This is a genomic window from Leucothrix arctica (assembly GCF_003172895.1).
GTDB classification, from domain to species: domain Bacteria; phylum Pseudomonadota; class Gammaproteobacteria; order Thiotrichales; family Thiotrichaceae; genus Leucothrix; species Leucothrix arctica.
Window position 1 is genome coordinate 106,469 of record NZ_QGKL01000041.1, and the last position, 20,237, is coordinate 126,705.

Annotated in this window: 18 protein-coding genes; 5 read left to right on the forward strand and 13 right to left on the reverse strand. The window is 43.7% G+C overall.

Annotated features, from left to right (window positions below; all coding sequences use genetic code 11):
* Nucleotides 1-2: 2 nt before the first annotated feature.
* The 11 genes from tilS to ffh form a co-directional block, all read right to left on the reverse strand.
* Entirely contained in the window at nt 3-1,232 is a 1,230-nt protein-coding gene (gene tilS, locus DKT75_RS16775) for a tRNA lysidine(34) synthetase TilS (RefSeq protein ID WP_281271434.1), read from the reverse strand.
* 31 nt (nt 1,233-1,263) lie between these two features.
* Nucleotides 1,264-2,217, reverse strand: a complete 954-nt coding sequence (accA, locus tag DKT75_RS16780; protein ID WP_109824911.1) for an acetyl-CoA carboxylase carboxyl transferase subunit alpha — start codon at nt 2,215-2,217, stop codon at nt 1,264-1,266.
* A gap of 87 nt (nt 2,218-2,304) precedes the next feature.
* Nucleotides 2,305-2,676 (reverse strand): thioredoxin, encoded by a 372-nt coding sequence (gene trxA, locus DKT75_RS16785; protein WP_109824913.1) that lies wholly within the window; start codon nt 2,674-2,676, stop codon nt 2,305-2,307.
* Between the two features lie 57 nt (nt 2,677-2,733).
* The gene (locus DKT75_RS16790) at nt 2,734-3,360 is read right to left on the reverse strand and encodes a UbiX family flavin prenyltransferase (protein ID WP_109824915.1); all 627 of its coding nucleotides are present in this window, start codon (nt 3,358-3,360) and stop codon (nt 2,734-2,736) included.
* Nucleotides 3,357-4,724 (reverse strand): UDP-N-acetylmuramate:L-alanyl-gamma-D-glutamyl-meso-diaminopimelate ligase, encoded by a 1,368-nt coding sequence (mpl, locus tag DKT75_RS16795; protein ID WP_109824917.1) that lies wholly within the window; start codon nt 4,722-4,724, stop codon nt 3,357-3,359. The genes DKT75_RS16790 and mpl overlap by 4 nt, the downstream gene beginning before the upstream one ends.
* A 224-nt stretch (nt 4,725-4,948) precedes the next feature.
* On the reverse strand, nt 4,949-6,772 hold the full coding sequence (locus DKT75_RS16800; RefSeq protein ID WP_109824919.1) for a sensor domain-containing protein: 1,824 nt from the start codon (nt 6,770-6,772) through the stop codon (nt 4,949-4,951).
* A 178-nt stretch (nt 6,773-6,950) separates the two neighbouring features.
* Nucleotides 6,951-7,295: a 50S ribosomal protein L19 gene (gene rplS / locus DKT75_RS16805; RefSeq protein ID WP_109824921.1), complete on the reverse strand. Its 345-nt coding sequence runs from the start codon at nt 7,293-7,295 to the stop codon at nt 6,951-6,953.
* A complete protein-coding gene (trmD, locus tag DKT75_RS16810) occupies nt 7,292-8,044 on the reverse strand; it encodes a tRNA (guanosine(37)-N1)-methyltransferase TrmD (protein ID WP_109824923.1) in 753 nt (250 codons plus the stop codon). Before trmD ends, rplS begins: the two co-directional genes overlap by 4 nt.
* A 2-nt stretch (nt 8,045-8,046) precedes the next feature.
* Entirely contained in the window at nt 8,047-8,559 is a 513-nt protein-coding gene (gene rimM, locus DKT75_RS16815) for a ribosome maturation factor RimM (protein ID WP_109824925.1), read from the reverse strand.
* A gap of 18 nt (nt 8,560-8,577) precedes the next feature.
* The gene (gene rpsP, locus DKT75_RS16820) at nt 8,578-8,838 is read right to left on the reverse strand and encodes a 30S ribosomal protein S16 (RefSeq protein ID WP_109824927.1); all 261 of its coding nucleotides are present in this window, start codon (nt 8,836-8,838) and stop codon (nt 8,578-8,580) included.
* A 703-nt stretch (nt 8,839-9,541) separates the two neighbouring features.
* Nucleotides 9,542-10,924 (reverse strand): signal recognition particle protein, encoded by a 1,383-nt coding sequence (ffh, locus tag DKT75_RS16830; RefSeq protein ID WP_109824931.1) that lies wholly within the window; start codon nt 10,922-10,924, stop codon nt 9,542-9,544.
* A 153-nt stretch (nt 10,925-11,077) separates the two neighbouring features.
* Between ffh and DKT75_RS16835 the strand changes: the two genes are divergently transcribed.
* From DKT75_RS16835 to glnD, 4 genes are read left to right on the forward strand one after another with little or no spacing between them, the layout of a single operon-like run.
* Nucleotides 11,078-11,887 carry a cytochrome C assembly family protein gene (locus tag DKT75_RS16835; RefSeq protein ID WP_109824933.1) on the forward strand — a complete coding sequence of 270 codons (810 nt, stop codon included), beginning with the start codon at nt 11,078-11,080 and terminating at the stop codon, nt 11,885-11,887.
* Nucleotides 11,884-13,170, forward strand: a complete 1,287-nt coding sequence (locus tag DKT75_RS16840; RefSeq protein WP_211665472.1) for an HlyC/CorC family transporter — start codon at nt 11,884-11,886, stop codon at nt 13,168-13,170. Before DKT75_RS16835 ends, DKT75_RS16840 begins: the two co-directional genes overlap by 4 nt.
* Entirely contained in the window at nt 13,163-14,524 is a 1,362-nt protein-coding gene (gene radA, locus DKT75_RS16845) for a DNA repair protein RadA (RefSeq protein ID WP_109824935.1), read from the forward strand. Before DKT75_RS16840 ends, radA begins: the two co-directional genes overlap by 8 nt.
* Nucleotides 14,521-17,106 (forward strand): [protein-PII] uridylyltransferase, encoded by a 2,586-nt coding sequence (glnD, locus tag DKT75_RS16850; RefSeq protein WP_158278898.1) that lies wholly within the window; start codon nt 14,521-14,523, stop codon nt 17,104-17,106. Before radA ends, glnD begins: the two co-directional genes overlap by 4 nt.
* 17 nt (nt 17,107-17,123) lie before the next feature.
* Here glnD and DKT75_RS16855 read toward each other — a convergent pair whose 3' ends face one another.
* Nucleotides 17,124-17,555: a hypothetical protein gene (locus tag DKT75_RS16855; protein WP_109824939.1), complete on the reverse strand. Its 432-nt coding sequence runs from the start codon at nt 17,553-17,555 to the stop codon at nt 17,124-17,126.
* Between the two features lie 205 nt (nt 17,556-17,760).
* Between DKT75_RS16855 and DKT75_RS16860 the strand changes: the two genes are divergently transcribed.
* Nucleotides 17,761-18,939 (forward strand): BaiN/RdsA family NAD(P)/FAD-dependent oxidoreductase, encoded by a 1,179-nt coding sequence (locus DKT75_RS16860; RefSeq protein WP_109824941.1) that lies wholly within the window; start codon nt 17,761-17,763, stop codon nt 18,937-18,939.
* 43 nt (nt 18,940-18,982) lie between these two features.
* Here the strand turns inward: DKT75_RS16860 and serC are convergent, their stop codons facing one another.
* Nucleotides 18,983-20,158 (reverse strand): 3-phosphoserine/phosphohydroxythreonine transaminase, encoded by a 1,176-nt coding sequence (serC, locus tag DKT75_RS16865; RefSeq protein ID WP_109824943.1) that lies wholly within the window; start codon nt 20,156-20,158, stop codon nt 18,983-18,985.
* Nucleotides 20,159-20,237 lie beyond the last annotated feature (79 nt).

The following is a 20,237-nucleotide window of genomic DNA, read 5'->3' on the forward strand; positions in this document are numbered from 1 at the left end:
AGTTAGTCTAGCTCCACCTGACACAAGCCATACACCATAATTAAGTCATCCTTGAAATAAATGAGTGGCATACGCGATCGCATCCAAGGCGGTACAGCAAGTTGTTGAAACAAGTTTTTGAGACTGATTGATTTATCTCGCCCAGATGGTTTTATTGATTCCCCACCCTGTCGAAACTTTACAGTTAGCCCTATCTCTTCTTGCTGAGCCAACGCCCTCCAACCACCGAGCAACGACGATTGTAACGATAAACCAAGAGATTCTACTGGCAAGTCCTCACTCAACTCATCCCAATAGAACGACTGAGACTCGTCATGCTCAGACAATGCTTCCATCGCATAAAGATCATCACGAAAACGACGCACTTCTACACTCCCCCAGTGAACACAAGGAGAAGCCTCTTCTGAACAAAACAAGGCGTCTGACACAACGTGCTGAAGCTTCTTCGCAGACGGCGCTATAAAGCCAGAAGTTGTGATCCATAACCGCAATAAAGCACGCTGCCTGGCGGATTCACACTGCTTAAGCGCCTTAACTGACAAAGTACCCACAACCGATCCGGTCATCGACGTCATATCTTCAGATAAATAACCATCTAACAAGCGCTGCGTCTCACCCTGCAGTAATGCTGCACGAGCCAACGTCCCATAACAACCAGGCCAGCGATCTTCTAGCTGAGGTAATATTTGATGCCTAAGGTAATTTCGATCATAACGAAGGTCTGCATTACTCTCGTCTTCCACAAAGTCGAGCTGATACTTAGCCGCATAATCTTCCAGGGCAGAGCGATGGAAGTTTAAAAAAGGCCTCATCAAGTGACCACCAGAGAACGAAGTAATCATTGGCATCGCAGACAAACCTGCACCACCAGCCCCACGCATCAATTGAATCAATAACGTTTCAGCTTGATCGTTTTGATGATGCCCAGTCAACAGTACCTCACCCTCTTCCAATAGACCTGCAAACGCTTGATAACGCTTGTCGCGCGCATAAGCCTCAAGACTTTCGCCCGATGGTACTTGGAGATTAAGAGGAATTAACTGAAAAGGAACAGAAAGGTCACTACAGATACCTCTGCAATGTCGCCCCCACCATAGCGAGGACTCTTGCAAGCCATGATCTATATACACGGCTCGCAAGCTTATATCGGGAATTTGACTCATCACATGAAGAAGCACGTGTGAATCTAGGCCTCCACTATAGGCGACCAGAAATTTTCGCTGCCCCAGCACAGAGAACAGCAGAGAAATTTCAGCTAGCAGATCATGACTCAAACTGACCGTAGCTCATTAAACGCTCATAACGACGATCTAAAAGCTGCTGAGTATTTAGAGCACCTACTTCTCGTAGACTACCCTTAATTGCTTCACGCAAGCTATCCATCGTTGCAGCATAATCACGGTGTGCACCACCTATAGGCTCTGGAATAATACGATCAACCAGACCCAAAGCATGTAGCTTCTGAGCAGTTATACCCATCGCTTCAGCAGCTTCAGCGGCTTTATCAGCACTCTTCCAAAGGATTGACGCACAACCTTCTGGCGAAATAACTGAATACGTTGAATACTGCATCATCTGTACAATGTCACCAACACCGATTGCCAATGCACCACCAGACCCACCTTCACCCATAATTGTCGCAATGATTGGCGTTTTAAGCTTAGCCATTTCAAACAAGTTACGAGCAATCGCTTCACTCTGTCCACGCTCTTCAGCACCAATACCTGGATATGCTCCAGCGGTGTCGATAAACGTCAATACTGGCAAGTGAAACTTCTCAGCCAAACGTAAAAGGCGCAATGCTTTACGGTAACCTTCAGGTCTTGGCATGCCGAAGTTACGGCGAATATTTTCTTTTGTGTCGCGCCCTTTTTGATGACCAATAATCATCACTGGACGACCTTCAAAGCGAGCAATACCGCCAACCGTTGCATGGTCATCCGCATACATACGATCACCATGTAGCTCTTGGAAGTCGGTACATATGCCGTTAACAATATCCAACGTATATGGACGCTTAGGGTGACGCGCTATTTGACCAACTTGCTTTGCAGTAAGTTTTGAAAATATAGACGTAGTTAAGGATTCAGCCTTTTTTTCTAAACGGGCCACATCATCAGTCAGGTTAATATCTTGGTCACTAACCGAGCGCAACTCTTCTATCTGAGCTTGTAGCTTGGCAATGGGCTGTTCAAAATCTAGATAATCTGGATTCATAACTAAGTATTTTTCTCCGCGAAACCCTAAACGCCACTCTTGTTAAACTAAAGAGCAGCGCCAAAAACAATTCTAACCAATAATAGCTTATTCTTCTGCAGCTTGCTGTTTAGCAATCTCTGCATGAACTGTCGCCATATCTAGCTCTTGTACCTTACTAATCACTTCTTTCAGTTGAGTGTTATTCAACATACCCGCTTCAGAGTATAGAACAACTTGCTCACGGAAGATCATCAGTGTTGGAATTGAACGAATCTGAAAGTGTGATGCAAGCTCTTGCTGAGCTTCTGTATCGATCTTACCGAATACGACATCATCATATTCCTTAGAAACTTCTTCATAAATAGGCGCAAAAGACTTACATGGTCCGCACCACTCAGCCCAGAAATCTACAATAACGATTTCATTCTTTTCAATAGTTTCTTCGAACGTTTCAGCTGTAATATCGACGGTGGCCACAACAGGCTCCTTATATTTTATTTGAACATGGGAATATAGGGGCTTGCCTCTTGAATATCAAGAAAAAGAGCCTTCATCACCCCATCGATGCGTCAGTTCGTGGGGAACATTTAGATGATCTAAAATCCTCGCCACCATAAAATCGATTAACTCATCAATACTCTTAGGCTTCCAGTAGAAACCAGGGTTGGCAGGCATAATCACCGCTCCCATACGTGACAACTTCAACATATTTTCTAAATGAATATCAGAGAATGGCGTTTCACGTATGACTAAAATTAGTTTTTTACGCTCTTTTAAGCAAACATCAGCCGCTCGCTCTATTAGGCTTTTACTGGCCCCAACCGCAATCGCAGATAATGTTGACGCTGTACACGGACACACAACCGTAGCATCTGAAACGCCACTACCACTCGCTATTGGGGAAGCCCATTGCTCACGTTCAAACACACTGATTTGACCATCTGCAGCGCCATATAATTGAGTGAAGTACTTCTGAGCTTCCTTAGCCCTACCCGGCACCTTCAAGTCAGTTTCCATATTAATCACTAATTGCCCAGGGCGAGAAAGCAATAAATTCACTTTAACGCCCTTTTCAACCAACACCTGAAGCAAGCGCAAACCATACTGAGCACCGGAGGCCCCAGTCATAATCAGCGTCACTACATCAGGAATCTTGCTCATAACTTTGCCTCTAGCCCAGTCAGCAACTTATCATGAATACCGCCAAAACCACCGTTACTCATAATTAAGAACTGATCACCCGTAGTTGCAATACTTACCAAGTAATCCACTATCGCATCGGTACTCTCGAGAATTTTTGCCTTATCTGACATCGCATCCGTTACATGATGCAAATCCCAATCTAAACCCTCAGGCTGAAACAGAATCACCTCATCCGCCAACGCTAAAGACTCAGCCAAACGGCCTTCATGCACACCCATACGCATCGTATTCGAGCGTGGCTCTAAAATAGCAACAATGCGCTTATCCCCAACATTTTTACGTAAACCGCTAAGTGTTGTTTCGATCGCTGTTGGATGATGTGCGAAATCATCATAAACACGAACGCCACCGACCTCACCACGTAGCTGCATGCGACGTTTAACACCTTTGAATTCTGACAACGCATCAATAGCGTGTTCAGCAGGTACACCAACATGTCTCGCTGCAGCAATTGAAGCCAGTGCATTACTAATATTATGCTGCCCCATCAAAGACCACGAAACGGTACCCTGCAACTCACCTTTCAGGTAAACCTCAAACTCTCCTCCAAACTCATCTTTTAATTCAACTGTCCAAGTTGCATCGGGAGATGATGATGCAAAAGTTTCAACTGGCGTCCAGCAGCCTTTATCCAATACGTCTTGAAGGTTACTTTCTTCACTATTGCTCACTACCAAACCATTACTTGGCACGGTGCGCATTAAATGATGGAACTGGGTTTTTATAGCGTCTAGATCAGGGAAGATATCGGCATGATCATACTCAAGATTATTTAGAACCAAGGTACGCGGATGATAATGAACGAATTTCGAACGCTTATCAAAGAAGGCAGTATCGTACTCATCAGCCTCTACAACGAAAAAAGGTGTATCACCTAAACGAGCAGACACACCAAAGTTTTCCGGCACACCACCGATTAGAAAACCTGGCGACATCTTTGCGTACTCTAAAATCCACGCCAACATACTTGCCGTTGTGGTTTTACCATGGGTGCCCGCAACTGCTAAAACCCAACGATCCTGCAGAACATTTTCGTATAACCACTGAGGGCCAGACGTATATCTAAGACGCTGATCCAACATGTCTTCAACAACGGCCTTGCCACGAGTCATAACATTACCCACAACCACCTGATCTACATCTTTTGGGATATCACTACTATGAAAGCCTTGCTGTATATCAATACCCTGTGATTCCAACAAAGTACTCATCGGCGGGTAAACATTTTCATCAGCACCGCTTACTTCGTGCCCTTCCGCACGAGCCAACGTCGCAACCCCACCCATAAAGGTGCCACAAATACCCAAAATATGAACTTTCATTTTATTCTTAATTTCCAGTGATTTTTTTGATTAACTAAATAGTATCACTTTTTCCGATAAGTGGCTTCCTGCACACTTAATGTGCGGTAATGGAAACCCTAGAATTAGTAGAAAATACAACTTATTGTTTTTTACTATTTAGTATTGACCCTGAATAGGGCCAAGAAAGCGAGTCACACAGACCTCGCTGGAAAGATTACTTTTAACAAGCACTTTAGAAGGGCTTATATATGTGGAGCAATCATCTCTTCAATTGGCTTTGGTCTTGATATCCCATAACCCTGACCGTAATCAACACCCATACCTCGCAGTACGGCCATTATTTTATCATTTTCTACATACTCAGCAACGACCTTTAGATTCATCGTATGGCCTACCTGAGTGACTGACTGAACAATGTCTCGTGACACTTTATCAGTCATTAATTCTTTCACGAAAATACCATCTATCTTCAAATAATCAACATCTAGAGACTGAAGGTAACCATATGAACTAACACCCGTTCCAAAGTCATCAAGCGCAAAGCTAGACCCTAAAGCCTTTAAGGTTTTAATGAAGCGCTCACCCATCTCCATATCACCGACTGCAACTGCCTCTGTAATCTCAAAACAAACCATCTTTGGGTCTACTTTTGATTCTTGAATAAGATTTAACACGTAATCTAAGAAACCAAACTCACATAGGCTCTGGCCTGACAAATTAATTGAAAACACTGGTAGCGGATCAGCTTGCTTGATCTTAGAGATATGCCTAAACGCTTCCTTGACCACCCATCGATCCAACTCATTCATCATAGAGAAATACTCGGCTACTGGAATAAAGTCATCGGGTGGAACAAAGCGCCCATCCTCAGTAAACATTCGAATTAACAACTCGTAGTGATAATACGGTTTGGCGAATTCTTCTTGTTTTAGAGGGTGAATTGGCTGCGCGTAGAGCTGAAAACTATCATTTTCAAAGGCCTGCTTTAGCTCCCAAAGCCCTTCCATTGAACTCTGCTCTTGTCGCATCTCTTTACTGTCTTTTCTGAAGGCCAGAATTCGATTACCACCACTATTTCTAGCAGCACGACAGGCGATGTCTGACTCAGTCAGGACTTTAGATACTGATGTAGCGCCTTTCTGGATAACAACAAAACCACCACTCAAAGTGACTGAGAATTTTCTAGAATTCCAATCAAATCTAAACTCAGCAATTTCTTCACGAATTAACTTCATTTTATGGGTTGCAGCGGCCACTGTACTTTCGCGAAACATTACACCAAACTCATTACCAGACAGGCGACCACTGATGCCTTGCCCACCTGATGGCAATATTTTCTTCAAAACTGCCGACACCTTTTTAAGCAGAGACTCTCCTGCGTCATAACCCAAGGTATCATTAATTGTTTTGAACTGATCAATCGACAATGTTGCAAACACATGTGTTGAACCATGCTTTCTCGAGTCATCTAAAGCCGACCTTAACTTTAACTCGAAAGCGTTACGGCTTAGCAAGCCTGTCTGACTGTCATGTAGTCGCAAATACCTTAGCTGATTTTCAACCCTTTTCGTTGCCGTCATATCCTCTAAGAAGATTGCATATTGCTTATGCCCCAACTCAGGAGAGTCACCGATAGTCTCAATAGTCACATTCATATCCGCATCAATAACTCTGTTGTAATCCACAACACAACTTATTGATTTCGAAAAATGCGCAGCATTATCCGTATCACTTCCTTCTAGAAAGTTTCTTAATGGGTTTTTAGTCTGAGAATTTTTAAGGATAAATAAACTAGATACTGACAACCCAACACTTCGACGCATAGGGCTATCAAATAACGCCTCAGCTGCCGGGTTTAAATAGACAATAAGGTACTGCCCCGTTATTACAGCAACAGGAAAAGGCACTACTTTTATAACTTCTCTTTTTATATCAAACAAGTCAGAAGATGCCGACACTGTTACCGGCGATCGACGACGTTTATACAAAAAATAAGCTACTGCACCCACAAGTGATAACGCAAGGCAAATACCCGCGAGCGTGAATGGATCTATGAAGGAAGCCACAATACCTTAGAACCTTTATTATTTTAATTATTGTCTTAGTACTCTATGACAACGCAACTGAATAGCTGCTGTATGGCAATACTCTATAACTCAAACCGATACTTTACGGCAGACATAAAAAAAGCCGATACCTTTTACAAGGTACCGGCTTTTTTTAAAAGAAGATAAGTCGTAGGACTTATACTTTCTCTTTGATTCTTGCTGCTTTACCAGTCAAACCACGTAGGTAATAAAGCTTCGCACGACGAACTGCACCGCGACGCTTAACTTCAATGTTACCGATTTGTGCGCTGTGAGTCTGGAATACACGCTCAACACCTTCACCGTAAGAGATCTTACGAACAGTGAATGAAGAGTTCAAACCACGACTACGAGTAGCGATTACAACACCTTCAAACGCCTGTAGACGCTCACGATCACCTTCACGAACTTTGACCTGAACTACAACCGTATCTCCAGGGCCAAATTCTGGGATTTCTTTTTTCATTTGCTCAGCTTCGAGCTGTTGAATAATTAAACTCATGACTTAACCTCTGAAGTCTTTATTTCTTTCATAAACTCAATGAGTAGAACCTTGTCTGACTCATTTAATTCTGTGTTTTGCAGTAAATCAGGACGCCTTAATTGCGTTCTTCCCAAAGCCTGCTTCTTGCGCCATTTCTCTATATGCTGGTGATTTCCACTCAACAAAACCTTTGGCACGTCAAGGTCTTCAATTCTTTCTGGCCTAGTATAATGCGGACAATCTAAAAGACCATCAGTAAATGAATCTTCAATAGCTGACCCCTTATGCCCTAAGGCTTCAGGTAACAACCGTGTCACACCATCTACTACAACCATCGCAGCTAACTCACCACCGCTTAGCACGTAATCGCCTATGGACCATTCTTCGTCCACTTCAAGATCAATTACACGCTCATCAATACCTTCATATCGACCGCAAAGCAAAATAGCGCTACCTTCTTCGCTCAATGCTTGAAGCATTGACTGCTCTAAAGGCTTCCCTTGGGGACTTAAGTAAATAACTTTAGCCTTACCAAGTCGCTCACGCTCTGAACGTATTGTTTTTAACAAACAATCAGGCCGCATAAGCATGCCTGGTCCGCCACCATAAGGCCTGTCATCTACAGTTCGATGAACATCTTCGGTGAAATCTCTAGGATTAACACACTTTAATTCCATCAAACCGCGCTTTTCAGCACGACCTACTACACCTTCGGCAACAACTGATTCAACCAACTCTGGAAACAGCGTTATGACCGAGAATTGCATTTTTAAAATTCTGCATCCCAATCAACCAAAATCTTTCCAGATTCTAAATCAACATTTTTCACAAAGTTATCTTTAATGTAAGGAATAAAACGCTCTCTTTCACCATCAACAACCATGACGTCATTATTGCCCGTTTCAAATAACCAATCGACAGTACCTAATTCAACATCTTGTAAATTAACTACTTTCAAACCAATCAATTGAGACCAGTAATATTCGCCTTTTTCTAACTTTTCTAGCTGATCAGATCTTACAAAAAGCTCTGCACCAACCAAAGCCTCAGCTTGGTTCCGATCATCAACACCTTCTAACTGTGCGACTATCGACTTCCCCTGAACACGCCCTCTAAGAACTTTGTATTCAGACTCTGAACCTTTGTGCTTCACTAGCCAGCGACGGTAATCAGTTATTTGAATACGAGGATTGGTATAAGAAAATATCTTCACCCAACCCTGAATACCAAACACACCGTTGATATTACCTAACTCTACTAGAGACTCTTGATCTTCAACCATTTGTAAAGTGCTGATAACTTATGCTGCTGCAACAGCAGTCTTAGCAGCATCTTTTAGCAATGTAGCAACACGGTCGCTAGGCTGTGCGCCTAAACCAAGCCAATGTGTAATGCGCTCTTGCTCAAGATGTAGACGAACTTCTTGTCCACGTGCGCTTGGGTTGAAGTAACCTAGACGCTCAATATAACCACTATCGCGTGGCTTACGAGAATCAGTAACTACGATAGAGTAAAATGGACGCTTCTTAGAACCGCCTCTTGCCATACGAATTGTAACCATACTTAATATCTTCAGTCAGTTGTCAGGACAGCACGAGGCATCCTGTCAGAAAAGGAAACGCGGAATTGTACTCTAATCTTGAAATATTAAAAGAGGTATTTACAAAGAATACTGTAATAGTTCACACGTCGATTAGTGCCGCCCGTACATCTCATGATAGAAACAGCCTAAATAATATGTAATTATCTAGCCATGTCCGCTTCATTTTCAACACGTTAGTGTCATTTGAGGGGTACGTACGAATCATAAAATCCTGAGGATTATAGCATCTAAAGGCAATATAAAAATTATAATAAACAAATGAGCCGCCCCCGAGGATCATCCATGAATCACATAAGAACAATTACACCCTACGCACTCGCCTTCACTTTATCATTTGGCGCATGCAACCTATGCTCAGCAAGCGATATCACACCAAAAAGCGCGACATTAGTACTTGAGATTGACACATCGAAGCTAATCAGCTTCAGCCTTGTAGAAAAAAAGAAACATACTTTTGAGAAAACAACCTCAGTTAAGCGCGACAGCAAGATATCCAAAAGCATCAAACGGGCTAAACGAGCCTTAAATAAGTTAACTAGCTTCAAGTACGGCAAAAAACAAAAAGTTAAAGCCCACTTAAGCAAGTCTAGCTACCTTCTTCAGTACACTCACAAACTTTAAACAAAAAAGGCCCACTATTTCTAGCGGGCCTTTTTAAACATTACATTCCGGGAAAACCACCGCCACCACCGCCCATTCCAGGAGGTAACTGACCTTGCATTCCGCGCATCATCTTCTTCAAACCACCACCGGAGAACTTCTTCATCATCTTGCTCATCTGCTTGTGCTGCTTCAACAAGCGATTAACATCTTGAATCTGAAGCCCACAACCATTAGCGATTCGGCGCTTACGTGAGCCTTTAATCAAATCAGGAGCACGACGTTCTTGCGGAGTCATTGAGTTAATAACAGCAACCATGCGCTTTGTTTGTATCTTGGTTGACTCTTGGTTAACAACATCGGCCATCTTACCCATACCCGGTAATTTATCGACCATACCGCTCATACCGCCCATCTTTTCCATCTGCATCATTTGAGTTTTAAGGTCTTCTAAATCGAAGCCTTTACCCTTATTAAGCTTTTTCGCTAACTTCTGTGATTGCTTATGGTCAACATTACGCTGCGCTTCTTCGACAAGTGACAGCACGTCACCCATACCTAAGATACGAGACGCAATACGATCGGGATGGAATGGCTCAAGCGCATCAAGCTTCTCACCCATACCGATAAACTTGATTGGCTTACCAGTGATTTGCCTTACGGATAATGCTGCACCACCTCGAGAATCACCATCCGCTTTCGTTAACACAACACCTGTTAGCGGTAATGCATCACCAAAGGCTTTTGCCGTATTCGCAGCATCCTGTCCGGTCATACTATCGACAACAAACAGTGTTTCTACCGGCGTTATCTCAGCATGAACCGCTTGAATCTCTGCCATCATCTCAGAATCAATATGCAAGCGACCCGCTGTATCGACAATCAATACATCAAGATACTGCTTTTTAGCTTCTGCCAACGCATTACGAGCAATCTCTACTGGCGACTGATCAATACTACTTGGTATGAAAACCGCACCGGTTTGTTCTGCCAATGTTTCTAACTGCTTGATCGCAGCTGGTCGGTAAATATCACAACTGACCACACCAACTTTTTTCTTTTCACGTGTTTTCAACAACTGCGCTAGCTTACCAGCGGTAGTCGTTTTACCCGCACCCTGCAAACCCGCCATCAAAATAACAGCTGGGGGTTGGGCATTAAGGTCTAGTGATTCGTTGGCCTTACCCATCGTCTCAACAAGTTCGTCATTTACGATCTTGATTAGGGCTTGACCCGGAGACAGGCTAGAAATAACTTCTTTACCAACCGCTCGCTCTTTTACACGTGAGACGAAGTCACGAACAACTGGCAGCGCAACGTCAGCTTCCAGTAAAGCCATACGCACTTCACGTAAAGCATCTTTAATATTATCGTCAGTAAGTCTCGCTTGACCGCGTAACTTTTTGACCGTATCCGACAGGCGATCGCTTAAATTCTCAAACATATTATTAGTACTTTTTTAATTGTTACTAGCGTATTAATGGATGTACTGAGCGAGGCAACATTAACTAAAAAAAATCTTAGCCATTACGCTCTATGCACAAAGCAGGTTACATTATACCATTATGCACTAAGAATATTCACCTGAACTAAAATAATGATAACAATTGGTACCATCGCAATTCTCTTGTATGCCAGCACGTGGTTCGCACTGGCCGTAGGGTGGCGGGCGACCGTTAAACGTGAAGATATACCTTCGTTGTCCAAACATTACTTATGGGCATGGGTACTCGCGACAGTCCTCCACGCGACCTATTTATACTTACCGCTGTTCTATCAACAGCAGTTAGCGCTAGATTTTTTTAGTGCTTCGTCACATGTCATGTGGCTAGCAGGCCTTGTTCTCCTTGTTACATCGAGCACCAACAAACTGGAAAGCCTAAGTTTGTTTTTACTGCCATTCATAATTTTAGCGCTATTACTTCAGCTGGTTTTTTCCAACCCGAGTGAAGCGACGCTCATCATCAGCAACGGTGTTGGCGCACATATTCTTTCAGCCCTACTCGCCTACAGCATGCTAATGATTGCCACAATTCAGGCAGTGCTTCTGGCCTATCAGCACAACTCGCTACATAATCAAAAACCTAATGTTTTGTTACGGACATTACCTTCGTTACAAGACATGGATAAGCTGTTATTCCGCTTTATAGGTGTCGGCTTGACACTACTAAGCATCGCGTTACTGACTGGTTTTATTTTTCTGGAAGATTTATTTGGACAACACGTCGCACACAAAACAATTCTTTCAATAATTGCATGGCTGGTATTTTCTGCCTTAATCGTCGGTAGATGGCGTTATGGTTGGAGAGGCATTACGGCAACTCGCTGGACATTAAGTGGATTCGCTCTACTCATGCTGGCATTCTTTGGTACAAAATTCGTTCAAGAGTACTTACTAACACCGTGAATATAGACAGCATCCCCTTGGGGTTATTATTCTTTATACTATTCGTTCTATTTCTACTATCTGCCTTTTTTTCTGGCTCTGAAACGGCGCTTATGGCGCTCAACAGATACAAACTAAAGCACCTAGTTAAGCACAACAAAGGGGCTAGGTTAGCTTCAAAACTGCTAGAAGAGCCCGACCGTTTAATCGGGTTGATACTGCTTGGCAATAACCTCGTCAACATCCTCATTACTCAGCTTGCGACACTTATCGGCTTCCGCCTTGCCGGTAACCTTGGTGTCGGTCTGGCCACGGGTGCGCTGACAATCATGCTGTTAATTTTTGCAGAAGTAACGCCAAAGACCATCGCTGCACTAAAGTCTGAGGCCGTCGCGTTCCCATCCGCTTATGTATACACACCACTGCTAAAAGTAGCCTATCCGCTGGTATGGTTAATTAACTTAGCCGCAAATGCGATCGTCAGATTGTTTGGGGTAGACCCAAAAGACGCCAATTTGGAGTCTCTTAATCATGAGGAACTCAAGGCCGTAGTCAGTGAGTCTGGTGACAACATACCAGCAACCCATCAAGACATGCTGGTTAGTGTGCTGGATATGCAATCCACCACCGTCGAAGACATTATGATTGCTCGAACAGACGTAACGGGTATTAATATCGATGATGATTGGAATGATATAGAAGAACAGATTCTCCATACACACTACACACGACTACTTATATACCAAGGTCAATTAGATAACGTATTAGGTTTCGTCAATATACGTTCGCTATTGCCGCTATTGCATGAAGACAGACTCTCTAGAGACGACTTAACTGAAACCATAAGGCCAGCCTACTTCACACCTGCCGGTACGGTACTGACACAACAACTTATTAACTTCCAATCAGAAAAGCGACGAGCGGCGATTGTTGTTGATGAGTATGGCGAAATCCAAGGTATTGTGACTTTAGAAGACATCATGGAAGAAATAGTGGGTGCCTTCTCCCCTACGCTATTTAACGGCGAATTAATCCCTCAGGATGATGGCACAATATGGGTTGATGGCAGCATGCATACCCGAGAACTTAACCGCCAACTAAACATTGAATTACCCACAGACGGAGCAAAGACAGTGAATGGTTTAATCACTGAACACCTTGGCTCCTTGCCTGCCCCTGGCGTGACCGTTTTAATTAATGGATACCCTTTGGAAATAAGACAAACACGAAATAATGCAGTAAAAACATTAATTCTGTATCCCCGTATTGAGCGATACATAATGGCGGACAACGACGATGGCTAAACCAAAAATACAATATGTGTGTACGGAGTGTGGCTCTATACACCTCAAATGGGGCGGCCAATGTAGCGACTGCAATGAATGGAACACACTTCAGGAAGAAACAGTTGTCGCAGCTGCACCTGCTGACAAAGCACCACATCGTGCGGGATACGCGGGTGAAACCAGTCGTATCAAGTCAGTCAGTGATATTGATACAAAAGAAGAAGCACGTACTTATACGGGACAGTCAGAACTAGATCGTGTTCTTGGTGGCGGCTTAGTTCAAGGCTCTGTCGTATTGATTGGTGGTGACCCCGGTATTGGTAAATCAACCATACTCATCCAAACACTTTGCAGTCTGCCAGACATGAAGACGCTATACGTGACGGGTGAAGAGTCATTGCAACAGGTCTCTATGAGAGCGCAACGCCTAGAGCTAAACACTGACGCATTACGGCTACTTACGGAAACCTGCATTGAGCGCATTATCGAGCTGGCTAACAAAGAAAAGCCGGAGGTAATGGTTATAGACTCAATTCAGACCATTTACACCGAGCATCTTACTTCTGCACCTGGGTCGGTTAGTCAAATTCGTGAAGCGACCGCCAAGCTCACACGCTACGCAAAACAAACAAACACAGCCGTCTTTATCGCAGGACACGTGACTAAAGAAGGCACGCTTGCTGGGCCTCGTGTACTTGAGCATATGGTTGACACTGTTCTCTACTTTGAAGGTGACCCTGGCAGCAGATACCGCTTACTTCGTGCTGTTAAAAACCGTTTTGGTGCGGTCAACGAGCTTGGTGTATTTGCCATGACTGACAAGGGTTTAAAAGGTGTCGCTAATCCGTCATCCATCTTTCTGTCTAGACATGAAGAAGACGTTCCAGGCAGTGTCATCATGGTTACCCGTGAAGGTACACGCCCACTACTTGTTGAGGTTCAAGCACTGGTCGATGAAAGCCATGGCTCACAACCGCGTCGTGTGGCACTGGGTCTAGAGCAAAACCGTATGGCCATGCTGCTAGCCGTTATGCATCGTCACGGTGGCATCTCTATGTTTGATCAAGATGTCTTTGCGAATGTAGTGGGTGGCGTAAAAATCACTGAAACAGCAGCAGATCTTCCGCTGATGATTGCTGCGCTATCTAGCTTTAGAAGCAAGCCACACCCTTCAGATATGATTGTGTTTGGCGAAATTGGTCTTGCGGGTGAAATTCGCCCCGTACCGAACGGCGAAGAACGACTAAAAGAAGCACAGAAACATGGTTTCAAACGCGCCATTATCCCAAAAGGAAATATGCCGCGCTCACCGATTAAGGGACTTACCCTTTACCCAGCTCAACGACTAGAAGAGGCTTTAGAATACCTGTGATACTTAAAGAATTACTGGACGAATCTTACCTAAAACTAAAACAAGATTTCGAAAAAAAAGTCCATATAAAGCAACTATTACTCGATCGCAGTAACACTATTGACCACGTCGTAAGCGAGCTATGGAATAGCTGTGGCTTGATGGATAATGACTCGACCTCACTAGTAGCCGTTGGCGGCTATGGTCGAGCTGAAATGCACCCTGCTTCAGATGTTGATCTGCTACTACTTCTGAAGGACGAACCTGACAGCGCACTAGAAGAAAAACTATCTGACTTCCTAACATCTCTCTGGGACTTGGGGCTTGAGATAGGCCATAGCGTAAGAACGGTTGAGCAGTGCGTTGAAGAAGCGGTGTTAGACCTAACAGTCATTACCAATCTCATTGAGTCACGCCACATCATTGGTAATAAAGGGTTATTCGAAGATCTTCATGAGCAAATTTCGACAGATAAGATATGGCCTAGCCACACCTTCTTTGACGCAAAAATGGAAGAGCAGCGCCAACGCTACCGCCAATATGGTGATACAGCTTATCGTGTTGAGCCAAACCTTAAAGAAGGCCCTGGTGGCTTACGTGACATCCAAACGATCGATTGGGTTATTGAACGTACTTACAATATCACGCTGCAAAACACACCGACATCTTCAGAACAAAAGTTGCTTAACCCTGTCGAACTAAATCTACTTATCGAAGGAAAACACTTTCTTTGGTCAGTACGATTTGCCTTACACATGCTTGCCGCACGAAAAGAAGATAGACTACTCTTCGACTACCAGCGCGACCTTGCACACGCATTTGGTTACACGGAAGATGCTGACAATCAGTCTGTTGAACAATTCATGCAACGCTACTATCGAACAATTACAGAACTAGAGCGTCTGAATGAAGTATTACTAGGCGTCCTACGTAAACGTATTTTACCGCCATCAAATGTTGACCCTGTTGAGATTTCACCGCTTTATATGAATGATGATGGGTATCTTGCTATTTCAGCACCTGATATTTTCAAAAAACACCCTCATGCATTACTGGGCGTCTTTCATCAACTGCAGTTAACTCCCGATTTAAAAGACCTAACACCTGACACCATTCGCGCAATTCGTAACAACCTGCCACTCATTAATGACGCGTTTCGAAACAAGGCTGAACACAAAGAAATCTTCATAGACATATTAAAAGAGTCAAATGGGATTACCTTTGTACTACGTCGCATGAACCGATACGGCGTGCTAGCCGCTTACATTCCGGCCTTTGCTAATATTGTTGGTCGTATGCAATATGACTTATTCCACGCGTTTACTGTCGATGACCATACGCTAGGCTTGGTTCGTAACCTTCGTCAATTAACGATAGCAAAAGGCCGCAAAAAGAACCCATTTCAAGCAAAAGTCTTCGATAAAATTCACAAGCCTGAACTACTGTACTTAGCCGCGCTGTTTCACGACATCGCCAAAGGACGTAAAGGCTCTCACTCAGAACTAGGCGCAGTTGATGCTCTTGAGTTTTGTAAGAGTCACGGACTCAGTGATTATGACTCGAATCTTGTTAGCTGGCTGGTAAAACACCACCTCACTATGAGCACAACCGCTCAGCGTAAGGATATTAGTGATCCTGAAGTTATACAGAAGTTTGCAGATATCATTGCGCTACCGCACCGTTTAGATCATCTGTATCTATTAACGGTCAGTGACATTCGTAGTACCAACCCTACCTTATTGACCGCTTGGAAAAGTTCGTTACTCGTCGAGTTATTTAAATCAACAAGTAACTGCTTAAAACAACAAGAGACACTCTCAATTAGCACGCAAGAGCTGCTTCAAGAGAAAAAAGAATCTGTACTTGGCTTGCTAGCAAATGATGATGTACCGGAAGAGTACTGCTCAGAGTTCTGGACCAACATGAGACAAGAGTACCTGATACAGCAACCTGTAAACATTCAGGCTTGGCACATAAAAGAACTTAAACGTGCCGAAAAGAAAAAAACCGTCATTCGCATCAGAGAAGCAGCCAAAGGCACTAGTACTCAATTATTTATCTACACCAAGGATAAAGATGTTTTATTCCCTAAAATCTGTGCGGTGCTAGAGCAAATGCAACTAAACATCGTTGCTGCCTACCTTGCTACAGGTAATGATGGGTTTGCACTCGATACGATTATCTTTCTAAACAGCAAAGGTAAGCCTGTCAGCCTAAAAAGCGATCAGGAAGTTATTCTTAAAACTATTAAGAGAAGCCTGAAGAAGAAAAACTTTGATATAGACGATGGTCACTATCGAGTACCGCGCCAATTGCAATATTTTGACACGCCAACGACGGTTCATTTCTCACAAGGCAATGCTAATAAGCAAACGATACTAACACTGCAGGCAGCTGATACACCGGGGCTACTTAGTAGAGTCAGTAAAGTGTTTCATACGAAAGGAATTGTAGTGCACAATGCAAGAATTGCGACATTAGGAGAGCAAGCGGAAGATATCTTCTATATCACCACATTGGTAAATCAGCCGATAACGGATAAGAATATGCAGAAGGATATTAGAGATGCGATTAAGGAAACGCTACAGCAAGCAGAGCTGTAACGTTCCTTTGATCAGTTCTATTCTGCCGGAGCAATAGCTACCGGCGGAATAACGACAGGAGTAGAACCTGGTGACACAGGTACTCCACTTCTCACACTGTCTTGTAAACTAGCCCAGTACTCTTCAGAACGAACTTCACGTTCAAAATCTTCAGCGCGCTCTGTTCTTTGAGCAATACGTACGAAAGATGGTTTGATAATTGTAGAACCGCTTCCTTGTGCAAGCAGGCGCTGCCCATAACCCATGCGACGAAATTCGCGCATTTCTTTTTCTAGCAGTATTCTCTGATGAATATTTTCAACAACTTCCTTAGCTTCATACGGCTTTGTTAAAAACCCTGATACCGCTACAGCCCCCATTACAAGCGAAATTGCAAATACAGCTGCTAAAGTATATGTTGGCACTATGTCGTCAGCCCCAACGATAAACGACTTCTTTTTTGCGATCATGACTAGCTCCATGAATCTTTTTTTATTGTTGTTCCATTATCACCGACACAACCGAAACAAGAGATTAACAACACCATCAAATACCTATATTTATTATGACGCCAAGAAAAAGTTGACCCAACAATAAATACTATGCGGTATGGATACAAGTTGTTAGTTATCCGCTCAAATTACTAGTAAGAAACTACCCCTGAAGAGAACTTTAGTGAATAAATACGACACAATAATTATTGGTGCTGGCGCTGCTGGCTTGATGTGCGCGATAGAAGCAGGTCAGCGCGGTCGATCTGTTCTAGTAATAGAAAAATCCAACAAACCAGGGAAGAAAATACTGATCTCTGGGGGTGGCCGATGCAACTTCACCAACCTCTATACCGAACCTTCATCATATCTATCTAATAATTCTCACTTTTGTAAGTCAGCACTTTCTCGCTACACTCAGTGGGACTTTATTAGCCTGGTCGATAAACATGCACTTGGCTGGACTGAAAAAACACTTGGACAATTGTTCTGCGACCAAAAATCAGGCGCTATCGTTGAGATGCTATTGACTGAATGTCAACTGGCCAACGTTGAGATCAAACTGAACTGTGATGTAGAGGCGATCACACATGATGAGCAATACTCTGTTCGAACCAATTTAGCAGATTACTCTAGTAACAATGTTGTTATCGCAACAGGTGGCCCATCTATTCCTAAAATGGGTGCCACTGACTTCGCTGTGCGCATTGCTAAACAGTTTGGCCTAAAGACACATAACTTTGTTGCGGCGCTCGTTCCTTTTACGTTTCCCGAGGATCAACTTGAAAACCTGTTTAGGGAGTTATCGGGAACTGCTGTCGATGTCGTTTTATCTGTCGGCAACACTAGCTTTAAAGAAGCAATCCTATTCACACACCGTGGATTGAGTGGCCCTGCTGCACTACAGATATCATCCTATTGGACACTCGGTGACGAAATATCCGTAAACTTACTGCCTAATGACAATGCTCTGGACTGGCTAAACGCGCAACGCGATGAAAGCCCTAACGCTGAACTTAAGACCTTACTATCTCGCGTCATTGCAAAGCGCCTTGCGTCTAAGCTTTGCGAACTGTTTATTATCAATAAACCAATGAAGCAATACACACCAGGTGAACTTGAAGCGGTCGCTGAAGTGCTTAGTAACTGGAAACTTAAACCCCATGGTACCGAAGGCATGCGTACCGCTGAGGTTGCCTTGGGTGGCCTTGACTGTGATGAGCTGTCTTCAAAGACAATGGAGTGCAAGTCGGTAAAGGGACTTTATTTTATTGGTGAGAGTATTGATGTGACTGGACACTTGGGAGGGTTTAACTTTCAATGGGCATGGGCGTCTGGATGGTGTGCAGGACAGTTTGTATAGCTACATACCACTGCCGCAGTCATTGCTGCGGCAGTATATTCACTTACCAATGTTTCTTTGCAAACTCTCGCATGAAGTCGGCAAGTCGATTAGTCTCATCAACAGTAACACCGTTATAAAGACTTGCTCTTAGGTAGTCTCCCACACCAAATGGCGTCGGTGTTCGTAAGCCCACCATACCCTGCTCAAAGCTCTCAATTAAAAACTGATTAGTCAGTGCTTCGTCGCCAGAATTGACATTAAAAGGGACATTCATACGGCTTCTGACCGACACATCTGATACTGGCGTCTTGTAGAACCCATTAGACTCATCAATCACTTCATACAACGCTTTCGCTTTACTGATCGAACGTTGCTCACAGGACTCGATGCCACCTTCAGCCTCCAACCAGTCCATGACAAAGCCGATAACCTCGATATTAAATGTCGCAGGTGTATTCCAAAGGTTTCCAGCTTCGCTATTGGTTGTGTAATTAAACACACCCGGACATAGTGGCGACGCGTTATTCAGTAAGTCTTTACGAACAACGGTGATCGTAACACCTGGGTGTCCAATATTTTTAGACGCACAAGCAAACAGCACACCCACTCCAGCGCCATGCCAATCAACTGGTTTTGTAGAAAAGTCCGAACTTGCATCAACGATCAAAGGTATATGCTTACGAGACTCAGGCAAGACAGGCAGACGATGCAGCTCAATACCATTCACCGTCTCATTAGAACAAACATAAACATACTTTGACTCAGCATCTACGTTTTCTTCAGTCAGTTCAGGAAAGCTCGTGTAACGGCCCGTCTCAGGGTCTTTCGCATCGATAGTTTTTACCTGACAATAACGTTTCGCTTCGTCACTACCTCGCTCAGACCATGTTCCATTAACTACATAAGTTGCTAAGTCTGAAGAAGATGGGCAAAGGTTTAACGGCAATGCTGCAAACTGGCCATGGCCACCTGCGTGGGTAAATAGCACCTCGTAGTCATCGGGTATTTCCATCACTCGTTTTACAGTGCTTGTTGCATGCTCCAAAATCTTAAGGAACTCTGGCGTACGATGCGACAGGGCCAGTGAAGTAAAGCCTGATTGTTGAAAGCTTTGAGCAATACGCACCTCAACTGCTTTTGGCAGTGAGGTAGGCCCAGGGCTAAAATTGATAATATCAGCAGTCGGGGCTGTTGAACTCAGTGAACCAATTAGAGCGGGGTGTAGGTCATTCTCCATTAGGGCGGATACTCCTGTTAACGCTGTATGATTGAAAACATAAGCCTAAGTATGAGCCTCCATTACTTTTTGCCGCTAG

What these genes read in the sequence shown, in the direction of transcription:
- DKT75_RS16855 (WP_109824939.1), bottom strand. Translation starts at nt 17,555, where the DNA reads ATGATCGCAAAAAAGAAGTCGTTTATCGTTGGGGCTGACGACATAGTG.
- trmD (WP_109824923.1), bottom strand. Translation starts at nt 8,044, where the DNA reads ATGCAATTCTCGGTCATAACGCTGTTTCCAGAGTTGGTTGAATCAGTT.
- mpl (WP_109824917.1), bottom strand. Translation starts at nt 4,724, where the DNA reads ATGAAAGTTCATATTTTGGGTATTTGTGGCACCTTTATGGGTGGGGTT.
- rpsP (WP_109824927.1), bottom strand. Translation starts at nt 8,838, where the DNA reads ATGGTTACAATTCGTATGGCAAGAGGCGGTTCTAAGAAGCGTCCATTT.
- DKT75_RS16835 (WP_109824933.1), top strand. Translation starts at nt 11,078, where the DNA reads ATGATAACAATTGGTACCATCGCAATTCTCTTGTATGCCAGCACGTGG.
- rplS (WP_109824921.1), bottom strand. Translation starts at nt 7,295, where the DNA reads ATGAGTTTAATTATTCAACAGCTCGAAGCTGAGCAAATGAAAAAAGAA.
- ffh (WP_109824931.1), bottom strand. Translation starts at nt 10,924, where the DNA reads ATGTTTGAGAATTTAAGCGATCGCCTGTCGGATACGGTCAAAAAGTTA.
- radA (WP_109824935.1), top strand. Translation starts at nt 13,163, where the DNA reads ATGGCTAAACCAAAAATACAATATGTGTGTACGGAGTGTGGCTCTATA.
- DKT75_RS16790 (WP_109824915.1), bottom strand. Translation starts at nt 3,360, where the DNA reads ATGAGCAAGATTCCTGATGTAGTGACGCTGATTATGACTGGGGCCTCC.
- rimM (WP_109824925.1), bottom strand. Translation starts at nt 8,559, where the DNA reads ATGGTTGAAGATCAAGAGTCTCTAGTAGAGTTAGGTAATATCAACGGT.
- serC (WP_109824943.1), bottom strand. Translation starts at nt 20,158, where the DNA reads ATGGAGAATGACCTACACCCCGCTCTAATTGGTTCACTGAGTTCAACA.
- accA (WP_109824911.1), bottom strand. Translation starts at nt 2,217, where the DNA reads ATGAATCCAGATTATCTAGATTTTGAACAGCCCATTGCCAAGCTACAA.